17 protein-coding genes and 3 pseudogenes are annotated in these 19,472 nt (G+C 39.6%); 12 read left to right on the top strand and 8 right to left on the bottom strand.

Annotated features, from left to right (window positions below; genetic code table 11):
• Nucleotides 1-266 precede the first annotated feature (266 nt).
• The 3 genes from BQ9856_RS04980 to BQ9856_RS04985 all read right to left on the bottom strand — a co-directional run bounded on the left by BQ9856_RS04980 (nt 267) and on the right by BQ9856_RS04985 (nt 3,761).
• Nucleotides 267-1,589 carry a lachnocin radical SAM maturase gene (locus tag BQ9856_RS04980; protein ID WP_077610058.1) on the bottom strand — a complete coding sequence of 441 codons (1,323 nt, stop codon included), beginning with the start codon at nt 1,587-1,589 and terminating at the stop codon, nt 267-269.
• A 153-nt stretch (nt 1,590-1,742) separates the two neighbouring features.
• A complete protein-coding gene (locus BQ9856_RS25635; protein ID WP_200801265.1) occupies nt 1,743-1,880 on the bottom strand; it encodes a lachnocin family radical SAM-modified peptide in 138 nt (45 codons plus the stop codon).
• A gap of 75 nt (nt 1,881-1,955) precedes the next feature.
• On the bottom strand, nt 1,956-3,761 hold the full coding sequence (locus tag BQ9856_RS04985) for an ABC transporter ATP-binding protein (protein ID WP_077610059.1): 1,806 nt from the start codon (nt 3,759-3,761) through the stop codon (nt 1,956-1,958).
• A gap of 1,055 nt (nt 3,762-4,816) precedes the next feature.
• On the opposite strand from BQ9856_RS04985, the gene BQ9856_RS04990 reads away from it, so the two are divergent.
• The 11 genes from BQ9856_RS04990 (at nt 4,817) to BQ9856_RS05045 (ending at nt 14,673) form a co-directional block, all read left to right on the top strand.
• Nucleotides 4,817-5,800 (top strand): L-lactate dehydrogenase, encoded by a 984-nt coding sequence (locus BQ9856_RS04990; RefSeq protein ID WP_077610060.1) that lies wholly within the window; start codon nt 4,817-4,819, stop codon nt 5,798-5,800.
• Between the two features lie 346 nt (nt 5,801-6,146).
• Nucleotides 6,147-7,472 carry an aspartate--tRNA(Asn) ligase gene (aspS, locus tag BQ9856_RS04995; protein WP_077610061.1) on the top strand — a complete coding sequence of 442 codons (1,326 nt, stop codon included), beginning with the start codon at nt 6,147-6,149 and terminating at the stop codon, nt 7,470-7,472.
• Nucleotides 7,473-7,712: 240 nt separating this feature from the next.
• A complete protein-coding gene (locus BQ9856_RS05000; RefSeq protein WP_159441946.1) occupies nt 7,713-8,654 on the top strand; it encodes a tocopherol cyclase family protein in 942 nt (313 codons plus the stop codon).
• A gap of 624 nt (nt 8,655-9,278) precedes the next feature.
• On the top strand, nt 9,279-9,590 hold the full coding sequence (locus BQ9856_RS05005) for a DUF6442 family protein (RefSeq protein WP_077610063.1): 312 nt from the start codon (nt 9,279-9,281) through the stop codon (nt 9,588-9,590).
• 4 nt (nt 9,591-9,594) lie between these two features.
• Nucleotides 9,595-9,804: a helix-turn-helix transcriptional regulator gene (locus BQ9856_RS05010; protein WP_077610064.1), complete on the top strand. Its 210-nt coding sequence runs from the start codon at nt 9,595-9,597 to the stop codon at nt 9,802-9,804.
• 137 nt (nt 9,805-9,941) lie between these two features.
• Nucleotides 9,942-10,442 (top strand): C-GCAxxG-C-C family protein, encoded by a 501-nt coding sequence (locus tag BQ9856_RS05015; RefSeq protein ID WP_077610065.1) that lies wholly within the window; start codon nt 9,942-9,944, stop codon nt 10,440-10,442.
• On the top strand, nt 10,435-11,346 hold the full coding sequence (locus BQ9856_RS05020; protein ID WP_077610066.1) for a TDT family transporter: 912 nt from the start codon (nt 10,435-10,437) through the stop codon (nt 11,344-11,346). Before BQ9856_RS05015 ends, BQ9856_RS05020 begins: the two co-directional genes overlap by 8 nt.
• A gap of 1,278 nt (nt 11,347-12,624) precedes the next feature.
• Complete coding sequence (locus tag BQ9856_RS25640) at nt 12,625-12,714, top strand: SHOCT domain-containing protein (protein WP_442855570.1); 90 nt, start codon at nt 12,625-12,627, stop codon at nt 12,712-12,714.
• 83 nt (nt 12,715-12,797) lie between these two features.
• Nucleotides 12,798-13,169 carry a GntR family transcriptional regulator gene (locus tag BQ9856_RS05035; RefSeq protein ID WP_077610068.1) on the top strand — a complete coding sequence of 124 codons (372 nt, stop codon included), beginning with the start codon at nt 12,798-12,800 and terminating at the stop codon, nt 13,167-13,169.
• Nucleotides 13,170-13,171: 2 nt separating this feature from the next.
• Nucleotides 13,172-14,023 (top strand): ATP-binding cassette domain-containing protein, encoded by an 852-nt coding sequence (locus BQ9856_RS05040; protein WP_077610069.1) that lies wholly within the window; start codon nt 13,172-13,174, stop codon nt 14,021-14,023.
• Nucleotides 14,020-14,673: an ABC-2 transporter permease gene (locus BQ9856_RS05045; RefSeq protein WP_077610070.1), complete on the top strand. Its 654-nt coding sequence runs from the start codon at nt 14,020-14,022 to the stop codon at nt 14,671-14,673. The genes BQ9856_RS05040 and BQ9856_RS05045 overlap by 4 nt, the downstream gene beginning before the upstream one ends.
• An 11-nt stretch (nt 14,674-14,684) precedes the next feature.
• Here BQ9856_RS05045 and BQ9856_RS05050 read toward each other — a convergent pair whose 3' ends face one another.
• The 3 genes and pseudogenes from BQ9856_RS05050 to BQ9856_RS05055 form a co-directional block, all read right to left on the bottom strand.
• On the bottom strand, nt 14,685-15,281 hold the full coding sequence (locus tag BQ9856_RS05050) for a CDP-alcohol phosphatidyltransferase family protein (RefSeq protein ID WP_235839152.1): 597 nt from the start codon (nt 15,279-15,281) through the stop codon (nt 14,685-14,687).
• Nucleotides 15,282-15,309: 28 nt separating this feature from the next.
• Nucleotides 15,310-15,465: pseudogene (locus BQ9856_RS25125) on the bottom strand (TfoX/Sxy family DNA transformation protein); the annotation flags it as partial.
• 28 nt (nt 15,466-15,493) lie between these two features.
• Nucleotides 15,494-16,396 (bottom strand): annotated as a pseudogene (locus BQ9856_RS05055) (AraC family transcriptional regulator); the annotation flags it as partial.
• Between the two features lie 75 nt (nt 16,397-16,471).
• Here BQ9856_RS05055 and BQ9856_RS05060 point away from each other — a divergent pair.
• Entirely contained in the window at nt 16,472-17,674 is a 1,203-nt protein-coding gene (locus BQ9856_RS05060; protein ID WP_077610072.1) for an MFS transporter, read from the top strand.
• A 49-nt stretch (nt 17,675-17,723) separates the two neighbouring features.
• Here the strand turns inward: BQ9856_RS05060 and BQ9856_RS05065 are convergent, their stop codons facing one another.
• On the bottom strand, nt 17,724-18,734 hold the full coding sequence (locus BQ9856_RS05065; protein ID WP_077610073.1) for a hypothetical protein: 1,011 nt from the start codon (nt 18,732-18,734) through the stop codon (nt 17,724-17,726).
• A 97-nt stretch (nt 18,735-18,831) separates the two neighbouring features.
• A pseudogene (locus tag BQ9856_RS05070) lies at nt 18,832-19,472 on the bottom strand (hypothetical protein); the annotation flags it as partial.

The following is a 19,472-nucleotide window of genomic DNA, read 5'->3' on the forward strand; positions in this document are numbered from 1 at the left end:
ATTTTAAACCATAGCGGCAGCTATGTCTATTTCTCATGCCCATTTTTCGAAATTTCCATTACTTTTCTACTCATCTGGATAATATTTACTTATCAAAGTTCACTTTGCCAGCCCTACCGGCATAATCTCTCAAGATTCCGAGAGATTATTATATATTTGGTTGAGGACATGGCAACCAGCCATGTCTTTTTCCATCTTGTTGCCTAAGCTGTTAAAATGAGAGAGCAATGACAGTTCCTTTTTACGCCAATACAAGAATCCGCTAATTAAATCATTGAGATATTCGCCACATAATTAACCAAGCCTCTATTATTACTGACATGATCGAGGTAATAACTTAATTCACTCTCTACATCTTTTCTGGATTTCTCACAAAATTCATTATTTATATTTAGAATGTCCTTAAAGCAAATTTTGCAAAACTTAGCTGCCCAACAATATTTGCATTTTTCTAAACTTTTTAGGGTCTCACCAACAAGCCTCTCTATTTTATTTATATCTATACCGTTATAAACATCTCCAATTTCAAAGATTTTTTGGCTCTCGTCTACCTTTTCGCATACAATTATTTTACCGTCGGTAGTTACGAAGTTTTTTCTTACACCAGGAACGCAAAAACCCCCGGGTAAAATGGTATTGCTACAAGCTGGTCCACTGAATGAATTATAATATTTTTTCATACCTTTCAGCATATTTTTATAAGCAAAATCATAAGTTCTTATATTAACTTTCTCGCCTTTATTGATCTCATCACTTTTATCCCTAAAGTTCATAAAATATTCGGTAGGGAAAAGGTTTATCATGTTTACATCAGATTTCCATAAATTATCTATAGACTCAAAAAGATCATTGCTGGCACCATTATACATAACTACATTATAAGTAACATTTTCCCTGAAAAATTTAGGGTCTTTACGATAAAGTGCCTGAATATTCTGATACACCTTCTCATAACTGCCATTTCCATTACAATCAACTCTATATTTATTTTGATATTTTTGGGGTCCATCAAAGCTTATATTTATTGTTATATCGTTTTCTATTATGAAATCAGCTACTTTATCGTCAAGTAAAACTGCATTTGTTGTTATATTATAAGAAGGTTTTCTAAATGGATACTTATTACTTATGTAATCAATACATTCCTTTATAAGTTCCAGCCTAAGTAAAGGTTCCCCTCCATAAAAACTAAGATTACAGATTTCGCTTTCACATGAATTTTTCATAAGGATATCAATAGCCTTAAATGCAACATCTATAGGCATATCTTTTAGCAAATAGTTATCATCTATATATTTAGGCATATATCCACAGTATTTACATCTTAGATTACACTGCTCTGTAAGAGCTAAAGTCATATTCTTTATCTTGCTAGTAAACATATTAATTAATTCGTCTTTACTATAAGAATATTTCACATCAAACTCACATGATTTCTTTATATCCCTAAAATTGTTATTTATCAAAAAATCAGTATATTTATTATCGTCTAATATATCTTCCTCAGAGTTAATTGTAGCAAAGTTATTATTTAGTGCATCATAAATATACATATTGCTGCTTGACTTAATTATTTTAGATAAATACATTTCTTCTTACATCCTTTCTCTTTCGAGTTATTGACTATTTATACAGCCTACTACTGTAGTTATGAGTTATTTTTATTGATAGAACAATTTCTATTTTGTAGAAATTATTCTATGTAACTGTTGTCTGGCTCTCTAGTAACTGTAGATGTTAAATTAAAAGAATTGTCCAACGTAACCATCGCTATAAGCTTTACCGGGCTTGCCCTCGCAACCACAGTGACACGCCAGAGTTCTTACCGTAGAGTTATTTGCCTTGTTGATCTTCTTCAAACTAACTTTCTTATTCTTCATAATTTCCACAACCTTTCTTATAATTTATTAGTAGTAGGCCGTATAAATAGTCAATAATTCTTATCATATTTATCTCTATTCAACAGTCATAGAGTAGCTGTCCGCTTGAATTTTATATATATTATAAAATTCCTTTTTCAGTTTGATTAATTCTTCAAAGCTCCCTTCTTCTATAAGTATTCCTTTGTCTAATAAAATAATTTTATTCGCCAATTTAGTAATATACATCCTATGAGAAATGATGATTGTAGACTTAAGGCCACTTATTGTTTTAAAAGTATCGAACATTTTCACTTCTGATTTTGGATCAAGAGCTGCTGTTGGCTCATCTAAGACTAAAACCGATGCATCTGAGAATACCGCCCTAGATATAGCAATTTTTTGCCATTGTCCTCCAGAGGGCTCTATAGCGTCATTAAAAAACATTTTGCTTAAGTTTGTGTCATATCTATTTTTATAGTTTTCAATAAATTTATTTGCTCCTGTTATTTCAGCCGCTTTTTCTATATCCTTGTCGTTTTGTATCTTATCAATATTTCCAAATCCTATACAATTATGAACACTATCTGAGAACTTAACATAATCTTGAAACAAAACGCCAAAAAACGATCTTAATTCATTTATGTCATATTCTTTTAAATCGATATCATCTAGTAATACCCGTCCTTGTGTTGGATCATAAATTCTGAGCAATAGTTTGACTAATGTTGATTTTCCGCTTCCGTTTTCACCGACTAGGCATACCGTTTCCTTTGTATCAAAATTTAAATTTATATCTTTAAGTGCATAGTTATCAGAACCTGTATACTTAAAACTAACATTTTCAAAACGTATATTATGTACTGGTATTGCTTTAATTTTCAGATTTTTACTTTCTATGGTATCTGTTTCCTGCATGAATTCAAATATATAGTTAATAAACATCATGCTTTTACTATTCGATGCTATTTGATTTGACAGTCCTATTAACTTCGTAACGATTGTTACAATAGCAGTAATGAACAGATAAAACTCTGATACAGATACTGAACCCGTGATTGTATATTTTATAAGCCATACTCCGACCAAAATAGCACCTATCATTGAGATAAAACTAGTTAATATGGATACTATAATTTCTTTTGCCGCAATTTTACTGTTACCTTTCATAAAGTCATCAAATGATTCTTTTCTTCTGTTCCTAAAGTGATTATATAATCCAAAAATCCTAATCTCATTTGCATACATGGGATCGGTAATCAGCGAGAGATAATACCATATACGCCTCATCTGCATAGTTCTTTCATTAAAAAATCGAAATAGCATACCTTGAAATTTTCTTTTATAAATTATGATAGGTAAAGTAAAAATCATAATAAAAACAAAGGCGAGGAAATTAAGTCTAATAATAATAACAGCATATCCAATGAGACTTATAAGGCTTGCAACCATGCCGAATAAGCCTTCCATTAAATTCAATGGTTCTGAACCACATTTAGTCAAAGTGTTTGAATGCAAATCTAAAAAAGCGGGGTCATCTATTCTTTCTTGCTTTATGCTTTGAAATTTAACTGCAATCAAATTTTCTATATTGTGTGACAGTTTTAACCCTGATATAGCACATATTATGGTTTTTACACTTTCTGTAGCAAATGAAATCACTATAAGAGCAAGCATTGAAAATAATATAATCAATAATCTTAAATACACAACCGAGGATTCGTTTCCTATATTCTGACCTAATTCTTCTATTAATTTAGCTGTTAAATATATAGTAACTACTGGGCTAATACCTGAAATAAGCATTGATCCAATAGAAAGAAAAAATACACCTGATCCTGCTTTATAAATTTCTCTAAATATAAAACCTAATTTAAAAATATAGTCTTTTATCAAATTCATCTGCTCACCTACAATAAATAATTACGGTATAAATAGCATTAATACTTTTTGTTCTGCAGATAGAGGCCGATATCTCTATTTACAAGTATATAATCAAGCCGAAATACCGTTTTCATCTGTAACTCCCTCCCCCCGATTCAAAGCCTCCAACGCGTCATATTTGTTTACTATCGCCATTTGGATTGCATACGCCAGCGGTATTGATCACTACGACTATGGCGTTTTGAGAATCTGGCCTATTCCCTAAAGGGCTTGGAAGGAGAGATACGAATAATCATGAAATACACCAACCGGTTCTATGAGCCTGTAGCCCAAGCGCTCCATGAAATTGGTATATATGTCAGCGTTGTCAACCCCATTTTACTTTATGAATATAAAAATGTGTCGTACATCTCATATTACATTCTTGAGCCAACAGAATAGCTTAAGAAAATATATTGTTCCTTTTACTTCTTTACTATCAGCAATAATTTTATTATTTTTGATAAAAATTTCATCCGTATCTTTAATAAGGCTATTAAATTCCTCAAAAGTAAACAGATTCATTACTGACTCATATGCATCCTTATAGGTTTTACCTACTCTTCCATAGCTTTCTCTCCTTTATCTTATAATTTAGGTAAATAGTTTTATAATTTTTTATACTATTTGCTTAAATTGAAAATATCATTTCATAAAAATTTTGTAAATAGTATCTTACTGAGTGGTATTCATTTACAACCGAACGGTAGTATATTCTGAATTTTTGCCATTATTTCAATTAATTATAGTAAATAAAGGATTGAGATTCTGTTTTCTCTATTAAAATTTCTTTTTTAGATAAAGAATAAACTCATTTAGTCCATATACTTTTCTTTGTTAAGCAAATAGGATCACTTACCATTTTGCTGGTGGGATGATGAGAGGTATAAGGTGTTGATGGAGGAATTACAAAATATAGCAAGCCATTAAAATAAGGTTACTTACGATGCAGTTTATCGTTTTCCCTTTGCTAAATCCAGCTATTTGGGTTATTATAATGATAACTATATTACGAAATAAGAAGGTAATCCAATATGAGAATAAAGAAATCAAAAGTAGCCGTGATCGGCTGCGGCCTGGTAGGCTCCTCAACCGCCTTCAGCCTTGTGACTCAAGGCGTATGTGACGAAATCCTGATGATTGACATCAACGAAGAAAGAGCCCTGGGTGAGGTCCTGGATTTACGGGATACTATTAAATACTTAGACCGCAATGTAAAAGTGAGAACAGGCCGCTATTCAGACTGCGGAGATGCAGACATTATCGTTATAACTGCAGGCGCTCCGCCCCAAAAAGGCCAAACCAGACTGGATACCCTGGAAGTCAGCGCTAAAATAGTAAAAACCATCGTAGAGCCGGTAATGGCAAACGGTTTTGACGGCATCTTCATCGTTGTATCCAATCCGGTAGATATCATCGCCCATTACGTATATGAATTATCCGGTCTCCCCAAAAATCAGGTAATCGGAACAGGCAGTGCACTGGACACTTCAAGACTGCAAAATTTCATTGCGGAAATGGTAAATGTTGACCCAAGAAGTGTATATGCATATTCCATGGGAGAGCATGGGGATTCCCAGATGGTTCCGTGGTCGGCGGTCACAGTCGCCGGAAAGCCTTTCCACGATATCATTCAGGATAACAAAGAAATGCTGGGGGAAGTTGATCTGGATGAAATCGTGAAAAAAACAACAGAGGAAGGCTGGGAGATCTATAACCGGAAAGGAACGACCTATTACGGCATTGCCACTGCCTGCGTTGGAATCATTAAGGCCATTCTTTATGATGAGAACAGGATCATTCCGGTTTCCACGTTACTGGAAGGCGAATATGGAGAAACGGAAGTATTTGCGGGTGTTCCAACCATATTAAACAGGACCGGCGCTGCAGATATCCTGGAAATCCACATGTCAGGAGAGGAACGAAATAAATTCCACGCTTCGGCGGATGTGATACGTGAATATTCCAATAAGATCATGCGGCAGGATCAAGGACCTTTCATACACAGGGATCTTTAACGATTTGACAATCACAAAATTATATGATAATATATGAAAAAAATCAGAGGCAGCTATCATGATAATTCATTTTCAGTTTGTAAAACTGAATAGGGACGACGATCGGTAGCGCTTGTAGCTGTGAGAGGTCATAGGTACAAGCGCTTATCGTGTTGTGCCTATGTGGAAATATAACTGGTATACAGCCACATTGGTAAATTAGAAATTTACTTGTGTGGCTGTTTTTTTGTCCCATACGGGTAAACGGAAGGGTGGTGATCGTATGGGACATAAGGATGATGTCCTCATGGATGCTGATTTTATCTTATCTTGCAAGTAGAAAAATCAGATTCTGGAGGAAACGATAATGAAAACAATAAATGGAACAATTAAAAATCATGATGTGGAGGCCGAAGACTTAAAAAACCACATCGGGGAATCCGTAACCATCCATGGAAGCATATATAAGATCCGAAAAATGAGCCATTTTGCATTTGTACTTCTTCGGACAAAACGAAATGTAGTACAGTGCATATATAGTGAGGAATTTTCTGGCTTTTCATTGGAGGAACTACAGGAGGAAAGCTGTGTGACTGTCACCGCAAAAGTGAAGGCAGAAGAGAGATCAGCAACGGGATTTGATTTGCATATGACAGCCATTGAGATTTTGTCCATCCCGGAAGAAGCGCCGCCAGTCGTAATAAACAATAAAAAAGTAGATACTTCCATTGAAAATCTGTTAAATTACAGGCCAGTCACCTTGAGAAACGAAAGGGAACGGGCCATATTTAAACTTCAGGAAGGAATCTGCCATGGCTTCCGTAAGTTTCTGCTAAGTCAATCCTTTGTAGAAATTCATTCGCCCAAAATCGTAGCAGCAGGTGCAGAGGGCGGCGCAAACATTTTTCATCTGGATTATTTCGGGAGAGATGCCTATCTGACACAGAGTCCTCAGTTTTACAAGCAGATGATGGTAGGCGTATTGGAACGGGTATTTGAGATCGCTCCGGTTTTCCGGGCGGAAAAACATGATACATCCAGGCATTTGAACGAATATACAAGCGTGGATTTTGAAATGGGATATATCCGAAGCTTTGAAGAAATCATGCACATGGAAACCGGAATGCTGCAAGATACTTTGAATCATTTACAGGAAAATTACCGGCATGAAATAGACCTCTTAAAGGTACAACTGCCTGAAATACGGGAAATACCATCCCTGAAGTTCCTGGATGCAAAAGAAATGGTGTCAAAAGAATTTAACAGGGTAATAAAGGATTATGACGACTTTGAACCGGAAGAAGAAAAACTCCTTTCCGGACTCATTAAGAAAATGACCGGCAGCGAGTTCGTATTTGTCACCTACTATCCAAGTGAAAAAAGACCTTTCTATGCGATGGAGAGCAAAGAAAATGAGGAAGAAACGTTGAGCTTCGATCTTCTTTTCCGGGGAATGGAAATCACAACCGGCGGCCAGCGGATCCATAATTATAATGAACAGATTGGAAAGATGACGAAACGTGGAATGAACACAGAGCTTTTTGAAAGTTACCTGATGGCGCATAAATACGGCTTGCCGCCCCATGGAGGGCTTGGACTGGGATTGGAGAGGTTCACCAGCAAATTGTTAAATCAGGAAAATGTCAGGCTTTCAACGCTGTTTCCAAGAGATATTAACAGAGTTACCCCATAGGTCAGCCACATTTGGCAGAGAAATCAAGCGGGAAGATATAAACGTTTGATCAGAATAAAAAGTTTTTTCTGACTATGTTTCCTGATATTTGGAAATCCTATGTTCATAAAGCTACAGCGAGTGAAACAGATGGGAGACATAGTTCAGATGCGGAATAATAAGAAAAAAAACATATGTAAAAATAAGCAGCTCTTACGGAAAATAGAAACGTTCCATAAAAAAATAAAACCAAGAGCAGCAGTGATAAGAGATAGTATCAGGGAGTTGTTTGTAACTGTCTTATCACATAAGAAGAGGTTTCAGTATTTTGAAGGCTGGTATTTCAAGCATCAGAATGCAGATACGGTATTAGCCCTGATTCCGGGCCAGAGCGTGGATGAAAATGGTGTTAAGCATCCGTTTTTACAAATCATATGGAATGAAAATTCTTATTCGATCGATTTTAAAGAAGAAGACTACCTGGTTGACAGAAGGCAGAAGATGGTAATGCTTGGGAACAATGTCTTTTCTCTGCATGGTATGAAGCTAAACATAAAGTCAAAGGATGTTACCGTTCAGGGTATGATCTGTTATGGCTCTTTAAGCCCCATCGCTTATTCCATCATGGGACCCTTTCAGTTTGTTCCTTTTATGGAATGCAGGCATGAAATCATCAGTATGGCTCACACCTTGCGGGGAAAAGTGAAAATCAACGGGAAGGTGCTTGATTTTAACGGGGAAAAGGGATATATAGAGGGGGACAGGGGCAGATCGTTTCCCAGGGATTATCTGTGGCTGCAGTGTAACCGGTTCGGTGAAAATGCGGCGGTTATGGTTTCCGTTGCCCATATTCCTTTTATTGGACACAGCTTTCAGGGATGTATCTGTGTCATTCAGTATCAGGGCAGGGAGTACCGGTTTGCCACATATCTGGGTGCAGAGGTTGTCTTAAAAAGAGCGACCTCAGTCATATTGCGGCAGGGAAATGATTGCTTAAAAGTATTTTTAACAAATCAGAAGAGAAACGAGGATGCAAGGTTTTCCCATAAGCTGCTGGCCCCGGATAAGGGAAAAATGAGCCGCTTCATAAAGGAGGAGCATTTATTGAAGGGAAGGTTTTTATTATATGAAAAGGAAGAGCTGATATTTGATTTGACCAGCAGGTATGTAAGCTTTGAATATGTGGAGAGTTCCGGTTACTGATTTAAGATGGACCGGTTGTTTAAAGGGCGTTCAAAATTTTGCCGTAGGTACGGCATACCGAAAGGTATGTCATAAGGCGAAGTTTTGAGTGCCTTTTTCTTTTTGGAAGAAAACTGCGTATTGATGGATTGAAGGCTGTTAGCAGATTTATGTCTGAACTTTAAGAGATGAGAGGGGATCTGTTCATGCTGGAATATTCGTGTTTAAAAGCAGAAATAAAGACTTAAATGTATATTCAGTTTGATTAGTGACGACAACTTTGCCATTATAGGTTGTATGTATTTCATTGTCTTTTAAATAGCCGGTTAATCGCAGCAAGAAACAGAAAGCAAATAGAATTTTTGATATTTTCATATATACTGCTTTAATCATAAAAAGTGTATATGGTATACCAGAATAGAAAATGTATTCAGCAATAATAAAAGACTTTATAAATCATAATCAAATACTTTTTCAATGAAATATAAAAGTCAGGAAATAAGTATCAAGTTAAAACCTGTACTAAAAGATGAGAGAGAATATGTTCTTTTTTTTGCACATAAAACTTTGCAAATATGCTTGACAAGAACACTTGTCATGCATATAATGATACCAAGTAAACTTGTCAAAAAGGAGAATGGGGTCATGAATAAGGATGAAATCCTGGAACGAAGCAGAAGAGAAAAAAAAGATGAAGGCCTGGAATATGCCATGAATAAAGGCCGACGGATAGGTACAGCAGGTATGTCAGCAATGTTTATTGTACTGGTGATCTTTAATTTAATGAAAGGTATCAATAACTATGCCATATTTGCATTATTCTGGACCTATATAGGTCTGGAGAATCTGGGAAAATATACGGTTACCAGGGAAAGAAAACTGTTGGTTGGTTCAATAGCCGGAATTCTTGCAGGGTTATTGTACCTTGGTTGTTATATTCTGCATGTTATGGGGTAAGGGAATGAATGAAGAATTAATTTTAAAAAATAAGCTGAAAGAAGCCAGATCAGACCGAAAGCTATCCCAAAGCCAATTGGCAGAATTGGTTGGTGTATCCAGGAACACCATCAGTTCCATTGAGACCGGGCAGTTTAACCCTACCGCCAAATTGGCACTGGTACTATGCATTGCGCTTGATAAAAGGTTTGAAGAGTTGTTTTATTTCGATTGATATGCGCCTGATTCAATTTCCGGCATTCATAGAAAAAGCCTATAAGTACAATTTATTTATAGATTTTATGAATTGGACTTGACGGTTGATTCTTAATAGAATAAATGTATCAAAAAGAAATACGGAGGATACATGAGATGAATGCGAAACAGGAGGTTAGTGTAAGGAAGGCCGCGGATGATGCGGAGGCACTGTTCCGAGGTGGATTTTTTTGCTCGGAAGCGGTTGTGAGTTCCATCCGGTCAAATTTCGAACTGGATATACCGGAAGAAGTCATTGCCATGGCTTCCGGATTCCCGGTAGGGATCGGACGCTCCAAGTGTTTGTGCGGAGCGGTTTCCGGCGGAGTGATGGCACTTGGCATATTCTTTGGACGAACCAGGCAGGGAGATCCCAAAGTGGAAAAGAACTTAGAGGTGGCGAAGGAGCTTCATGACTGGTTTAAGGAGAACAACGGAAAGAATGCATTGTGCTGCCGGATCCTGACAAGAGAGTTTGATATGGCGGCAGGAGAGCACAAAGAGCAGTGTATTCATCTCACCGGTATGATAGCGGGAAAGGTGGCTGAGATTGTAGTACGGGAATATGGTCTCACCAATACCGATGAACTGCAGTCTTCGGAGGGATCAGATGATTAAAAGAATACCGATTCCTCTGGCAGGGCTTATGCTTGGGCTGGCAGCTCTGGGAAATCTTCTGCAGAGTTATTCCGAAATCCTCCGCCTGCTGTGCGGAGCGATGTCCGCTGTACTGGGTTTGCTGTTCTTGTGTAAATGCATCTGCCATTTTGACATGGTGAAAGAAGATATGAAGAATCCGATGATGGCAAGCGTATCGGGGACTTTCTCCATGGCAGTTATCCTGTTGGCGGCCTATGCAAAGCCTTTTATAGGTGATCCTGCAGTTTATATCTGGTATACCGGGATAACTTTTCATATTCTTCTCATATTGTATTTTACCGTTCGCTTCCTTTGGAAATTCAATATGAAGAATGTATTTGCCAGCTATTATATTGTATACGTTGGAATTGTGACCGCAAGCGTAACAGCGCCGGCCTTTGGCAGCATGCGGCTCGGAGCCGGAATTTTCTGGTTTGGTCTGGCCTGCTGCCTGATATTATTGGTTCTCGTGACGATACGCTATGTGAAGCACAAAGAAATCCCGGAACCGGCAAGACCGTTATTCTGTATTTACACTGCGCCCGTCAGCCTTTGCCTGGCGGAATATATCCAGTCTGTTGAGCCGAAATCAGTGACCATGGTTGTCGCGCTGATGGTATTGGCCGGTGCATTGTATTTAACCGTGCTGGTTAAACTGCCGGAATACCTGGTCCTGCCATTTTATCCAAGCTGCGCTGCTTTTACATTTCCGGTTGTGATCAGTGCCATAGCAATGAAGATGTCAACGGCATATCTGGTGAAAATGGGATATCCCATAGGATTTTTGCCGGTCGTTGTGCTTGTGGAAACTGTGATTGCAGTATGTATGGTGAGTTATGTATTCATCCGTTATATGCGGTTTTTATTTTGTAATAAGCAATGATTTCTATTTTTTAGGGGAAGGATGCCTTCCCTTTTTTCTATAATAGGAAATTCCTCCCAGTTTACCAGAAGATTTTGTTAAAAAAGTCGTTAAGTTTTTGAATTTTCGGTGTAGTGAAATATAGTATCCATAGAGAAAACTACAAAATATAATTATAAAATATGATGGTGGAGGTGTCGCCAGTTCGGTGTCAAATTGCCAGTAATGAGTCCTTGGAGCGTCAAAGGCTATCTTTGTATTTATAGGAATGGAATGAAATACATTTTGCCCTGTCTTAGCACCTGTATGGGGTATATTCAATTATCTGACACCTATTAAAAAAATAGTTCAATGTCGAATTATGCGAATAAACAGTTAGAATGATAATTGACTAATTGCGCAAAAAGTGAGACCATATAATCAGTGATTAAATACCTATTATAATTACTGGAATATCTTCTATAGGGAGGAGAATTTTTGTAATTACTAACAGTATCAAAATATAAAGAAAGGAAAAGTATGATTATTAATTTATAAATATATCATACAATGGTTGGAAAAATAGTAGATCAGGCTGTTTCGATTATATATTATAGATAACGCTACTATAAAAGAAATTAACTGATATTATTTATGCAAATGGCTATGAAGAATAAAATTATTATGTTTATAAAATTATTCAAATTGTTTATTTTTTATTTAATAATAAGTACTATCACATTAACCATATATGATATGATAATACATCATATACTTATTACTAATTATAATTTTATAAATGATTTACGCATAACTATACCTATAAGTTTGGTATGTAGTATCGCTCGTTTAAAAAAATAATTATTATAAACAAAAAACAGATAATATGTTACCATCAGTTTGAATTGCCGATGATGACTGAGATAAAAGCCGGAACGCTGATGTTAGGGGAACTGTCGGGAGAAGGTGAGATCGGCGGATATCAGACCTTGGTGGTAAAGAGAGATTTAAGAATATAAGATTAGGAAATGGCTATAACAATATTAATCACGTTTTTTTGCATTTGAAAGCTTAGATAGAATCAACTGTTGGAAAAAACAATGGCTGCTGCAAACCGGGAAAGTTATTCCTGTTTACAGCAGCCATTCTATGTTTTATTCGAAGATTTTTTAATATGTTCTGTCTTTTTCGTTGGACGGGTAATCGGCTGCGATATAATGGTATGGTGGCTTGTGTTGGTATTATGTATATGTATGTACGAAGCCGGTTGTAAGAAAAAATAGATATCATTGAAGCAGGAGAGGTTGACTTTACAAGAAAATTAAACAATTAAAAATTATGTATGATGGTGGCGTCCTGTCTGAGGAAGAGTATAACAGAGAAAAAGCTAAAATCATTGACAATCTATAATTTCATAAGAATTATGATAAACAGTATATAACAGTTGACAAATTATCCAAACTGTTATATACTGTTTATCGAGGAGGGATAAAATGAAATTAATCATTAATAATTCGTCCATGCAGCCAATTTATGAACAGATTGTGGAACAGATCAAGGTGATGATTATGCAGGGGCAGCTGCAGGAAGGAGAAATGCTTCCTTCAGTACGTGCCCTGGCAAAAGATTTGCGGGTCAGTGCCCTGACCGTGAAGAAGTCATATGATGCGCTGGAACAGGAGGGCTTCATCATAACCGTTCATGGAAAAGGAAGCTTTGTGGCCTGTGCGAATCAGAATCTCATGTTGGAAGAGAAGAAGAAAGAAGTGGAAACAGATTTGGAGACAGCCATTCGGAAGGGCCGAAGCTGCGGAATGAGCAATGAAGAGATAACCGAACTGTTTCATATCATTTTGGAGGATTAGTTATGTTATTGAAATTGGAAAACGTGCAGAAACATTACGGCGGATTCAGCCTGGACTGTTCTCTGGACCTGCGTCCGGGATATATTACGGGACTGATTGGCCAAAACGGTGCAGGCAAAACCACAGTATTTAAGTCGGTTTTAGGCTTGATCTCCATAGACGGAGGCAGTATTGAAGTCTTTGGAAAGGCTGTCAGATCCCTTACTCCAAAGGACCGGGAGGATATGGGAGTCGTGTTAGCTGATTCCGGGTTCAGCGCTTACTTAACCATAAAGGACATCATCCCAGTGATGCAGAGCCTGTATTCAAAATTCGATAAAGAAGGTTTTATAAAGAAATGCAGGGAATTCGATCTGCCTTTAAATAAGAGGATCAAGGACTTTTCCACCGGCATGAAAGCAAAGCTAAAAGTGATTGCAGCTATGTCACATGATGCAAAGCTGTTGATTTTTGATGAACCTACTGCCGGACTGGATGTCATAGCAAGAGATGGACTTTTGGATTATATGAGAAGCTATATGGAACAGGATGAAAGATCTTTATTGATCAGTTCCCATATTTCAAGTGATCTGGAAAACCTCTGTGATGATCTGTATCTGATAGACCACGGCAGGATGGTGTTACATGAGGAAACCGATGTCCTTCTTAGCAGCTACGGTCTGTTAAAGGTGACAGAGGAGCAATATGCAAAACTGGATAAGAGGTATATCATAAGGCATAAAAAAGAGGCTTTTGGTCACAGCTGCCTTACAGACCAAAAGCAATTCTATCTGGAAAACAGCCCCGGGATCGTGGTGGAAAAGGGAAATGTGGATGAGGTAATGACGATGATGATTCGAGGTGAACAGTTATGAAAGGGTTGTTAATAAAAGATTTCCTGCTGCTAAAGAATCAGAAGAATTTTTTCTTAGTTTTATTCCTGCTTGTAGGAATGATGTTTTTTACGAATTTTAATTCTATTTATGTGGTCAATTATATGACGCTTATGATTACCATGTTTACAATAAGTACGATCAGCTATGATGAGTTTGATAACGGATTCTTCTTTTTGTTTACCATGCCGGTCAGCAGGAAAGGGTATGTAGCGGAGAAATATTTATTCGGCCTGATTACGGGTGGAATTACCTGGTGCCTGGCTACTCTTTTAACAGCCGGGGTAATGGTTGTCAAACAAAACGCGGCTTTGGCTGATGTCTTTCCGTCCTCCTTTTTCTATTTGCTCGTGGTACTGGTGCTTTTGGCGGTGTCTTTGCCGCTTCATCTGAAATTTGGGGCTGAAAAGAGCAGAATGGCTTTCATCGGAGTGATCGGAGCTTCGTTTGTGATTGCGTTCTTTCTGGTGAAAGGAATGCGGTATTTTAATTACGATGCCGATCTGATATTAACCAATCTGCTGGCCATGGACCCGGCCGGGTTTATGGGAAAGCTGGCATTGGTCTGCATTCTGGCGTTTATTTTTTCATATCTTATATCCGTTAAGATAATGGAGAAAAAACAGTTTTGAGAACAGCCGTTTTATTTCCGTTTTTTAGAATCAGAATCCATACACCGTGCCGACCTGAAGCTGTGGAATACGGTAGTCTCGTTTCTGCAAAGCTTTTTGGAGGTCAGCTGAATGACCAGCTCCTCGATGGCAGATAAACTTGCAATCATGCCAACAGCAGCCGCTGTTACGGGCATACCCAAAAGCTTCCATAGGACCGGAAAGCAGAAAAGTGCAAATCCGGCGGCTTTGTTGGCATAGGTATGCAAAGAAGCAAACGTCCGGTACCTGATAAATCCAACGGCCCATGAAAGAATGCGGACAACGGCTATGGCTGCGGTCCACAGGAGCATCCATGGTGTGAAAGGAAGGACAGGAACCAGCATAAACAGCATAACAGCAATCAATACCGTATCTGCAGCGCTGTCTAATACAGCACCTTCTGCACTTACGGTATTTGTTTTTCTGGCAATAAATCCATCCAGGATGTCTGTGATACCGCATAAAAAGTAGAGAAAGAAAAATCCGGCTGACAGAGGCTTTTGAAAGAACAGAGCCAGACTGCCTGCGATTCTTAAGACCGTGATCGTATTTGGTAGATATTTAAACCGTGCCATCTCTGGTTTCAAATGAGTACTCCTGCCCTTCCGGATTTCTTTATTTTTTATGATGGTGATAAAACTCCTTTAATTCTGCCTTCCTCTCTTCTGGAAGCAAGGTTTTCTTTATTCCCTGGATCGCCCCTTCCAGCGCAGACAGCCTGTGAATGCAGGCGGAGGAATCTATGGACTGTATTTTCAGCCATGCCTGTTCTGCCGGCTTTTGAGCTGGAACGGTACTGCCTGGGCGTCATATGAAATTCCCGCCTGAACAGGCGGTCAAAATAGCTGGTGCTCTCAAATCCGGTGCTTTCGGCGATTTCGGTTATGGAGCGGTCCGTATGAAGAAGAAGCTGCTGTGCCTGCTGCAGCCGGTATTTATTTAAATATTCCACAGGCGAAAACGGTACAGAACACTGAAAGCAGCGGAGCGCTTCCCGTTTGCTGACTCCCACAGACATTGCAATATCATCCAAAGTGATTTTTTTTGAGAAGTTTTGCTCTATGAAGCAGGTCATGCCTTTGAAACGGGCCTGGGAAATCCGGTTGACTCCCGCATTTTCCATGGCCGCAAATTCCTGGCGGTGCATGGACAGGCTTGCCCAGACCTGGCAGACCATCGTATGGGCCTCCAGCTCCCAGATGGAGTTGGGATTTTCACATAAGTGATAAAGCCTGGAAAGGGTGAGCAGAACGTCTTTTTGCCAGGGAATTCTGCCCTTCAGCACAATATGGGAAATACCCGAATGAAGAAAGGGAAGAATGTATTTTTCATAAATAGAACTGTTATCCGGCGCGAGGAAGTCCGGTGCAAACAGGACATTGGGAATAATTGCAGTTCCGGCAGACAGAAAACGGTGTATGGCTCCGGAATTGATGAAAACGCCGTCCCCGGCTTCCAGTATGTAATTGATATTGCCGATGGAGCACTGAACGATTCCTTCTATTACGGATACCAGCTCAAATTCCCTGTGCCAATGCCAGTCTATGCATCGGTTATCGAATTTTCCCACATCCTCATAATAATATTGAAAGGGAAAGGCCGCCGAACCATGGGAGACCAGCTCCATCATGGATTCATCGGTTTGTATTTTTGTGCTTTGCATGGAGCGCTCTCCTCTCGCTGTTTGGCTCGATTGTATCATAAATTGGCGGTAATTTGCAAGAAATAGAAGAAATTATGCGGTATAATACAAAAAATGAAAAGCAGGTGATTATCAATGAATAAAGATTATACCAAAACAGTCCATGCCTGTTTTATGAGTTACATTGTGCAGGCCATTGTCAACAATTTTGTACCGCTTTTATTCCTTACGTTTCAGTCTGAGTATGGCATCTCCTTATCCAGAATTACCATGCTTGTGACGGTCAATTTTGGAATTCAGCTGTTGGTGGATCTGCTGTCCGCCGGCGTGATTGACCGGATCGGCTTCCGTGCCTCCATTATAACGGCTCATATATTATGTGCCATAGGTTTGATTTCTCTGACCATATTGCCGGGTCTGTTTCCCCATGCATGGGCCGGTCTGCTTACGGCAGTGGTGATTTATGCGACAGGGGGAGGCCTTCTGGAGGTTCTGGTCAGCCCCATTGTTGAGGCATGTCCCACGGATAATAAAGAAAAGGCCATGAGCATGCTTCATTCCTTTTATTGCTGGGGCCATGTGGGGGTCGTTCTGTTATCGACCGTATTTTTCGGGATATCCGGTCTGAAAAGCTGGAGGATACTGGCCCTTTTCTGGGCAATGATTCCCATTGCAAACATTATCATGTTTATCAAGGTGCCGATTGCCCCATTGGTGAAAGAGGAGGAAGGCCTTTCCTTCCGGGCTCTGATTGGGAAAAAAATATTCTGGGCTTTTATGGTGCTCATGGTGTGTGCCGGAGCCAGTGAACAGGCGGTCAGCCAGTGGGCCTCGGCCTTTGCGGAAGAGGGACTGGGGGTAAGCAAGACCGTGGGAGATCTGGCAGGTCCCATGCTTTTCGCCACGATGATGGGAATCTCAAGGGTAGTTTATGGAAAATACGGGGAAAAGCTTAATTTGAAAAAAATGATGATTGCCAGCGGAATCCTGTGTATCGGCTCTTATTTTCTGATCTCCCTGTCGCCCATTCCTGCATTGGGTCTGGCAGGCTGCGGGCTATGCGGCCTGTCCGTGGGAATTATGTGGCCGGGAACCTTCAGCATGGCGTCTGCTTCCATACGGGGAGGGGGCACGGCGATGTTTGCATTTCTGGCACTGGCAGGTGATTTGGGCTGTTCCAGCGGTCCGACTCTTGTGGGCCTTGTTTCCGGATATTTCGGAAGTGACTTAAAAACCGGAATACTGGCAGCGGTCCTGTTTCCGGTCATTTTGGTTTTCGGTCTGATCCGCTTATTTACGGCGGGCCGGTGTCATGTTTATACCGGTTTGAAAGAATAATGAAGAAGGGGAGGGGAACGCCGATGCGTTTCCCTCCCCTGATGTTTTCTTAATAAACGATCTCTTCATATCCCTCCGTGGAAGGAAACTGAATGGCTACCGGCTGTCCGGGATTGTTATAATCCAGATTGATGTTCATGGATATTCCCATGGTTTCTTCGTCTTCGGTCATGGTCATGTAAATCGAGATGACTTCTTTGGAGAAATATCCTTTCGGGCTGATGACAGCCTTGCCGTTGACCTGATTGATCCTGAAATCGGAGTCGGCAAGGGAAGGCCATATCTCGTTATAGAAATTTCTCAGATATTGTTCCAGACCTTCGGTCTGGCTGGAATATAAAAGAACTCTGTTTCCGTCTTCATCGGCTGCAATCTGAACATTTTCCAAGAATGCACCGAACTGTCCCGTAAGCCCTCCCAATGTAAGATTATTTGTCATGTCTCTATATCCGATTTTCATTTTAAATTTTTCATTCTCTCCCATATCCGAATAGTAACAGCCATTGTTATAGAAAGAGGTTTCCGATTTATGGATGCCCATCATATCGGTATAGGTGGAAGAGAGAAATTCCATGTTCGGCGTGTTGATGTCATGGTATTTAAGCTGCATATTCTTGGATACCGGGATCTCCAGCCCTGCATAGGACAGGTTCATAAGGATATCCGCCTTAATATCCAGGCCGGGCAGCCCGGAACTCTTTTGGTCTGCTTCCTGGTAAAGCTCCAATCCTTCCTGATTAACGGTACGGGAAGCAAAAGGATTGGCGGCCTTTTGACGGACAAGGCCCTCTTCGGACCATGCACCGGATTCATTAACGGTGTAGCCATCCGGAGTGGTGGTTCCGGTAAGAAGGTATCCGTTTTCATCAAAATAGTAGCATTCCGCCAATCCATCCCCATTGGAATCGATCCATTTCCAGGTGGAAGAGGGATAGGACTTATCTCCATCCAGCCACCACCATCCATGGGTATTCTGCTTCCAGGTTCCCGCAAAAGCGGCTGATGTCATGGATATGGACAGAAGTGATGTGATAGCAAATAATTTTAAGATTTTTTTCATGCTGCTTTCATTCCTCCTGCTCTTTGCTTTTGCCCCATAAGGTGTCAAAACGAAATGCTGCTGTTTCGTGGCCGGGTGAGGCTGCTTTTTACAATCATTATTGGTCCATTGTACCATATTCTGGTAAATACAACAACGGTTTTTGGCTCTGGGTGTTTAGCCAGGTGTCTGCAGCAATATGAGCGAGCTCCCGGGCCGTGTTCCGGTTGAATGGCATAACCCGCCTATAATACCGGTAATAAATTAAATTTGACCACAAAACCTCATATCCGCCGTTATCATATTCTTTGGCAGTGGGCAGATAGCTGTCAATGCCGTTAACATATCCGTTGAAAAAGAAAAGCGGATTATCCGTTTGCGCCTGGATATCCAGTGCGATTTCACACATGGCTTCATTTGCAATGCCGCACAGACAGCCTTCATTTAGAACAAAGTACTGTATTTCGACATTTCCTTCCTGAACGGTGATTTTTTCCCTGTGGAGCCGTTCGATCTCTGAAAGCCAGCCCGTTCCATCAATTCCTGCTTCTTTTCCTGCTTCATAGGCAATTTTCCGAGCTTTTTCCATAGAGGGGATGTCGGCCCGGAAGGTACCTTGTTCGGAAAACATGGACAACTGGAAGATAGGAACTGCCTTTATTTTTCCTAAAATCCGGTCCACCGAAAGAGAAACTGCCTGTGCCATTTTATCCAGTGCTTCCATGCTTTGCAGGTAAAATTTCTGCTTATCCTCTAAGG

Origin of the sequence: Clostridium sp. Marseille-P2415, from assembly GCF_900155545.1 — a bacterium.
GTDB lineage: Bacteria > Bacillota > Clostridia > Lachnospirales > Lachnospiraceae > Lacrimispora.

What these genes read in the sequence shown, in the direction of transcription:
- BQ9856_RS04990 (WP_077610060.1), top strand. Translation starts at nt 4,817, where the DNA reads ATGAGAATAAAGAAATCAAAAGTAGCCGTGATCGGCTGCGGCCTGGTA.
- BQ9856_RS05065 (WP_077610073.1), bottom strand. Translation starts at nt 18,734, where the DNA reads ATGAAAAAAATCTTAAAATTATTTGCTATCACATCACTTCTGTCCATA.
- BQ9856_RS25635 (WP_200801265.1), bottom strand. Translation starts at nt 1,880, where the DNA reads ATGAAGAATAAGAAAGTTAGTTTGAAGAAGATCAACAAGGCAAATAAC.
- BQ9856_RS05015 (WP_077610065.1), top strand. Translation starts at nt 9,942, where the DNA reads ATGAATGCGAAACAGGAGGTTAGTGTAAGGAAGGCCGCGGATGATGCG.
- BQ9856_RS04985 (WP_077610059.1), bottom strand. Translation starts at nt 3,761, where the DNA reads ATGAATTTGATAAAAGACTATATTTTTAAATTAGGTTTTATATTTAGA.
- BQ9856_RS05035 (WP_077610068.1), top strand. Translation starts at nt 12,798, where the DNA reads ATGAAATTAATCATTAATAATTCGTCCATGCAGCCAATTTATGAACAG.
- BQ9856_RS05040 (WP_077610069.1), top strand. Translation starts at nt 13,172, where the DNA reads ATGTTATTGAAATTGGAAAACGTGCAGAAACATTACGGCGGATTCAGC.
- BQ9856_RS05020 (WP_077610066.1), top strand. Translation starts at nt 10,435, where the DNA reads ATGATTAAAAGAATACCGATTCCTCTGGCAGGGCTTATGCTTGGGCTG.
- aspS (WP_077610061.1), top strand. Translation starts at nt 6,147, where the DNA reads ATGAAAACAATAAATGGAACAATTAAAAATCATGATGTGGAGGCCGAA.
- BQ9856_RS05045 (WP_077610070.1), top strand. Translation starts at nt 14,020, where the DNA reads ATGAAAGGGTTGTTAATAAAAGATTTCCTGCTGCTAAAGAATCAGAAG.
- BQ9856_RS05060 (WP_077610072.1), top strand. Translation starts at nt 16,472, where the DNA reads ATGAATAAAGATTATACCAAAACAGTCCATGCCTGTTTTATGAGTTAC.
- BQ9856_RS05010 (WP_077610064.1), top strand. Translation starts at nt 9,595, where the DNA reads ATGAATGAAGAATTAATTTTAAAAAATAAGCTGAAAGAAGCCAGATCA.
- BQ9856_RS04980 (WP_077610058.1), bottom strand. Translation starts at nt 1,589, where the DNA reads ATGTATTTATCTAAAATAATTAAGTCAAGCAGCAATATGTATATTTAT.
- BQ9856_RS05005 (WP_077610063.1), top strand. Translation starts at nt 9,279, where the DNA reads ATGAATAAGGATGAAATCCTGGAACGAAGCAGAAGAGAAAAAAAAGAT.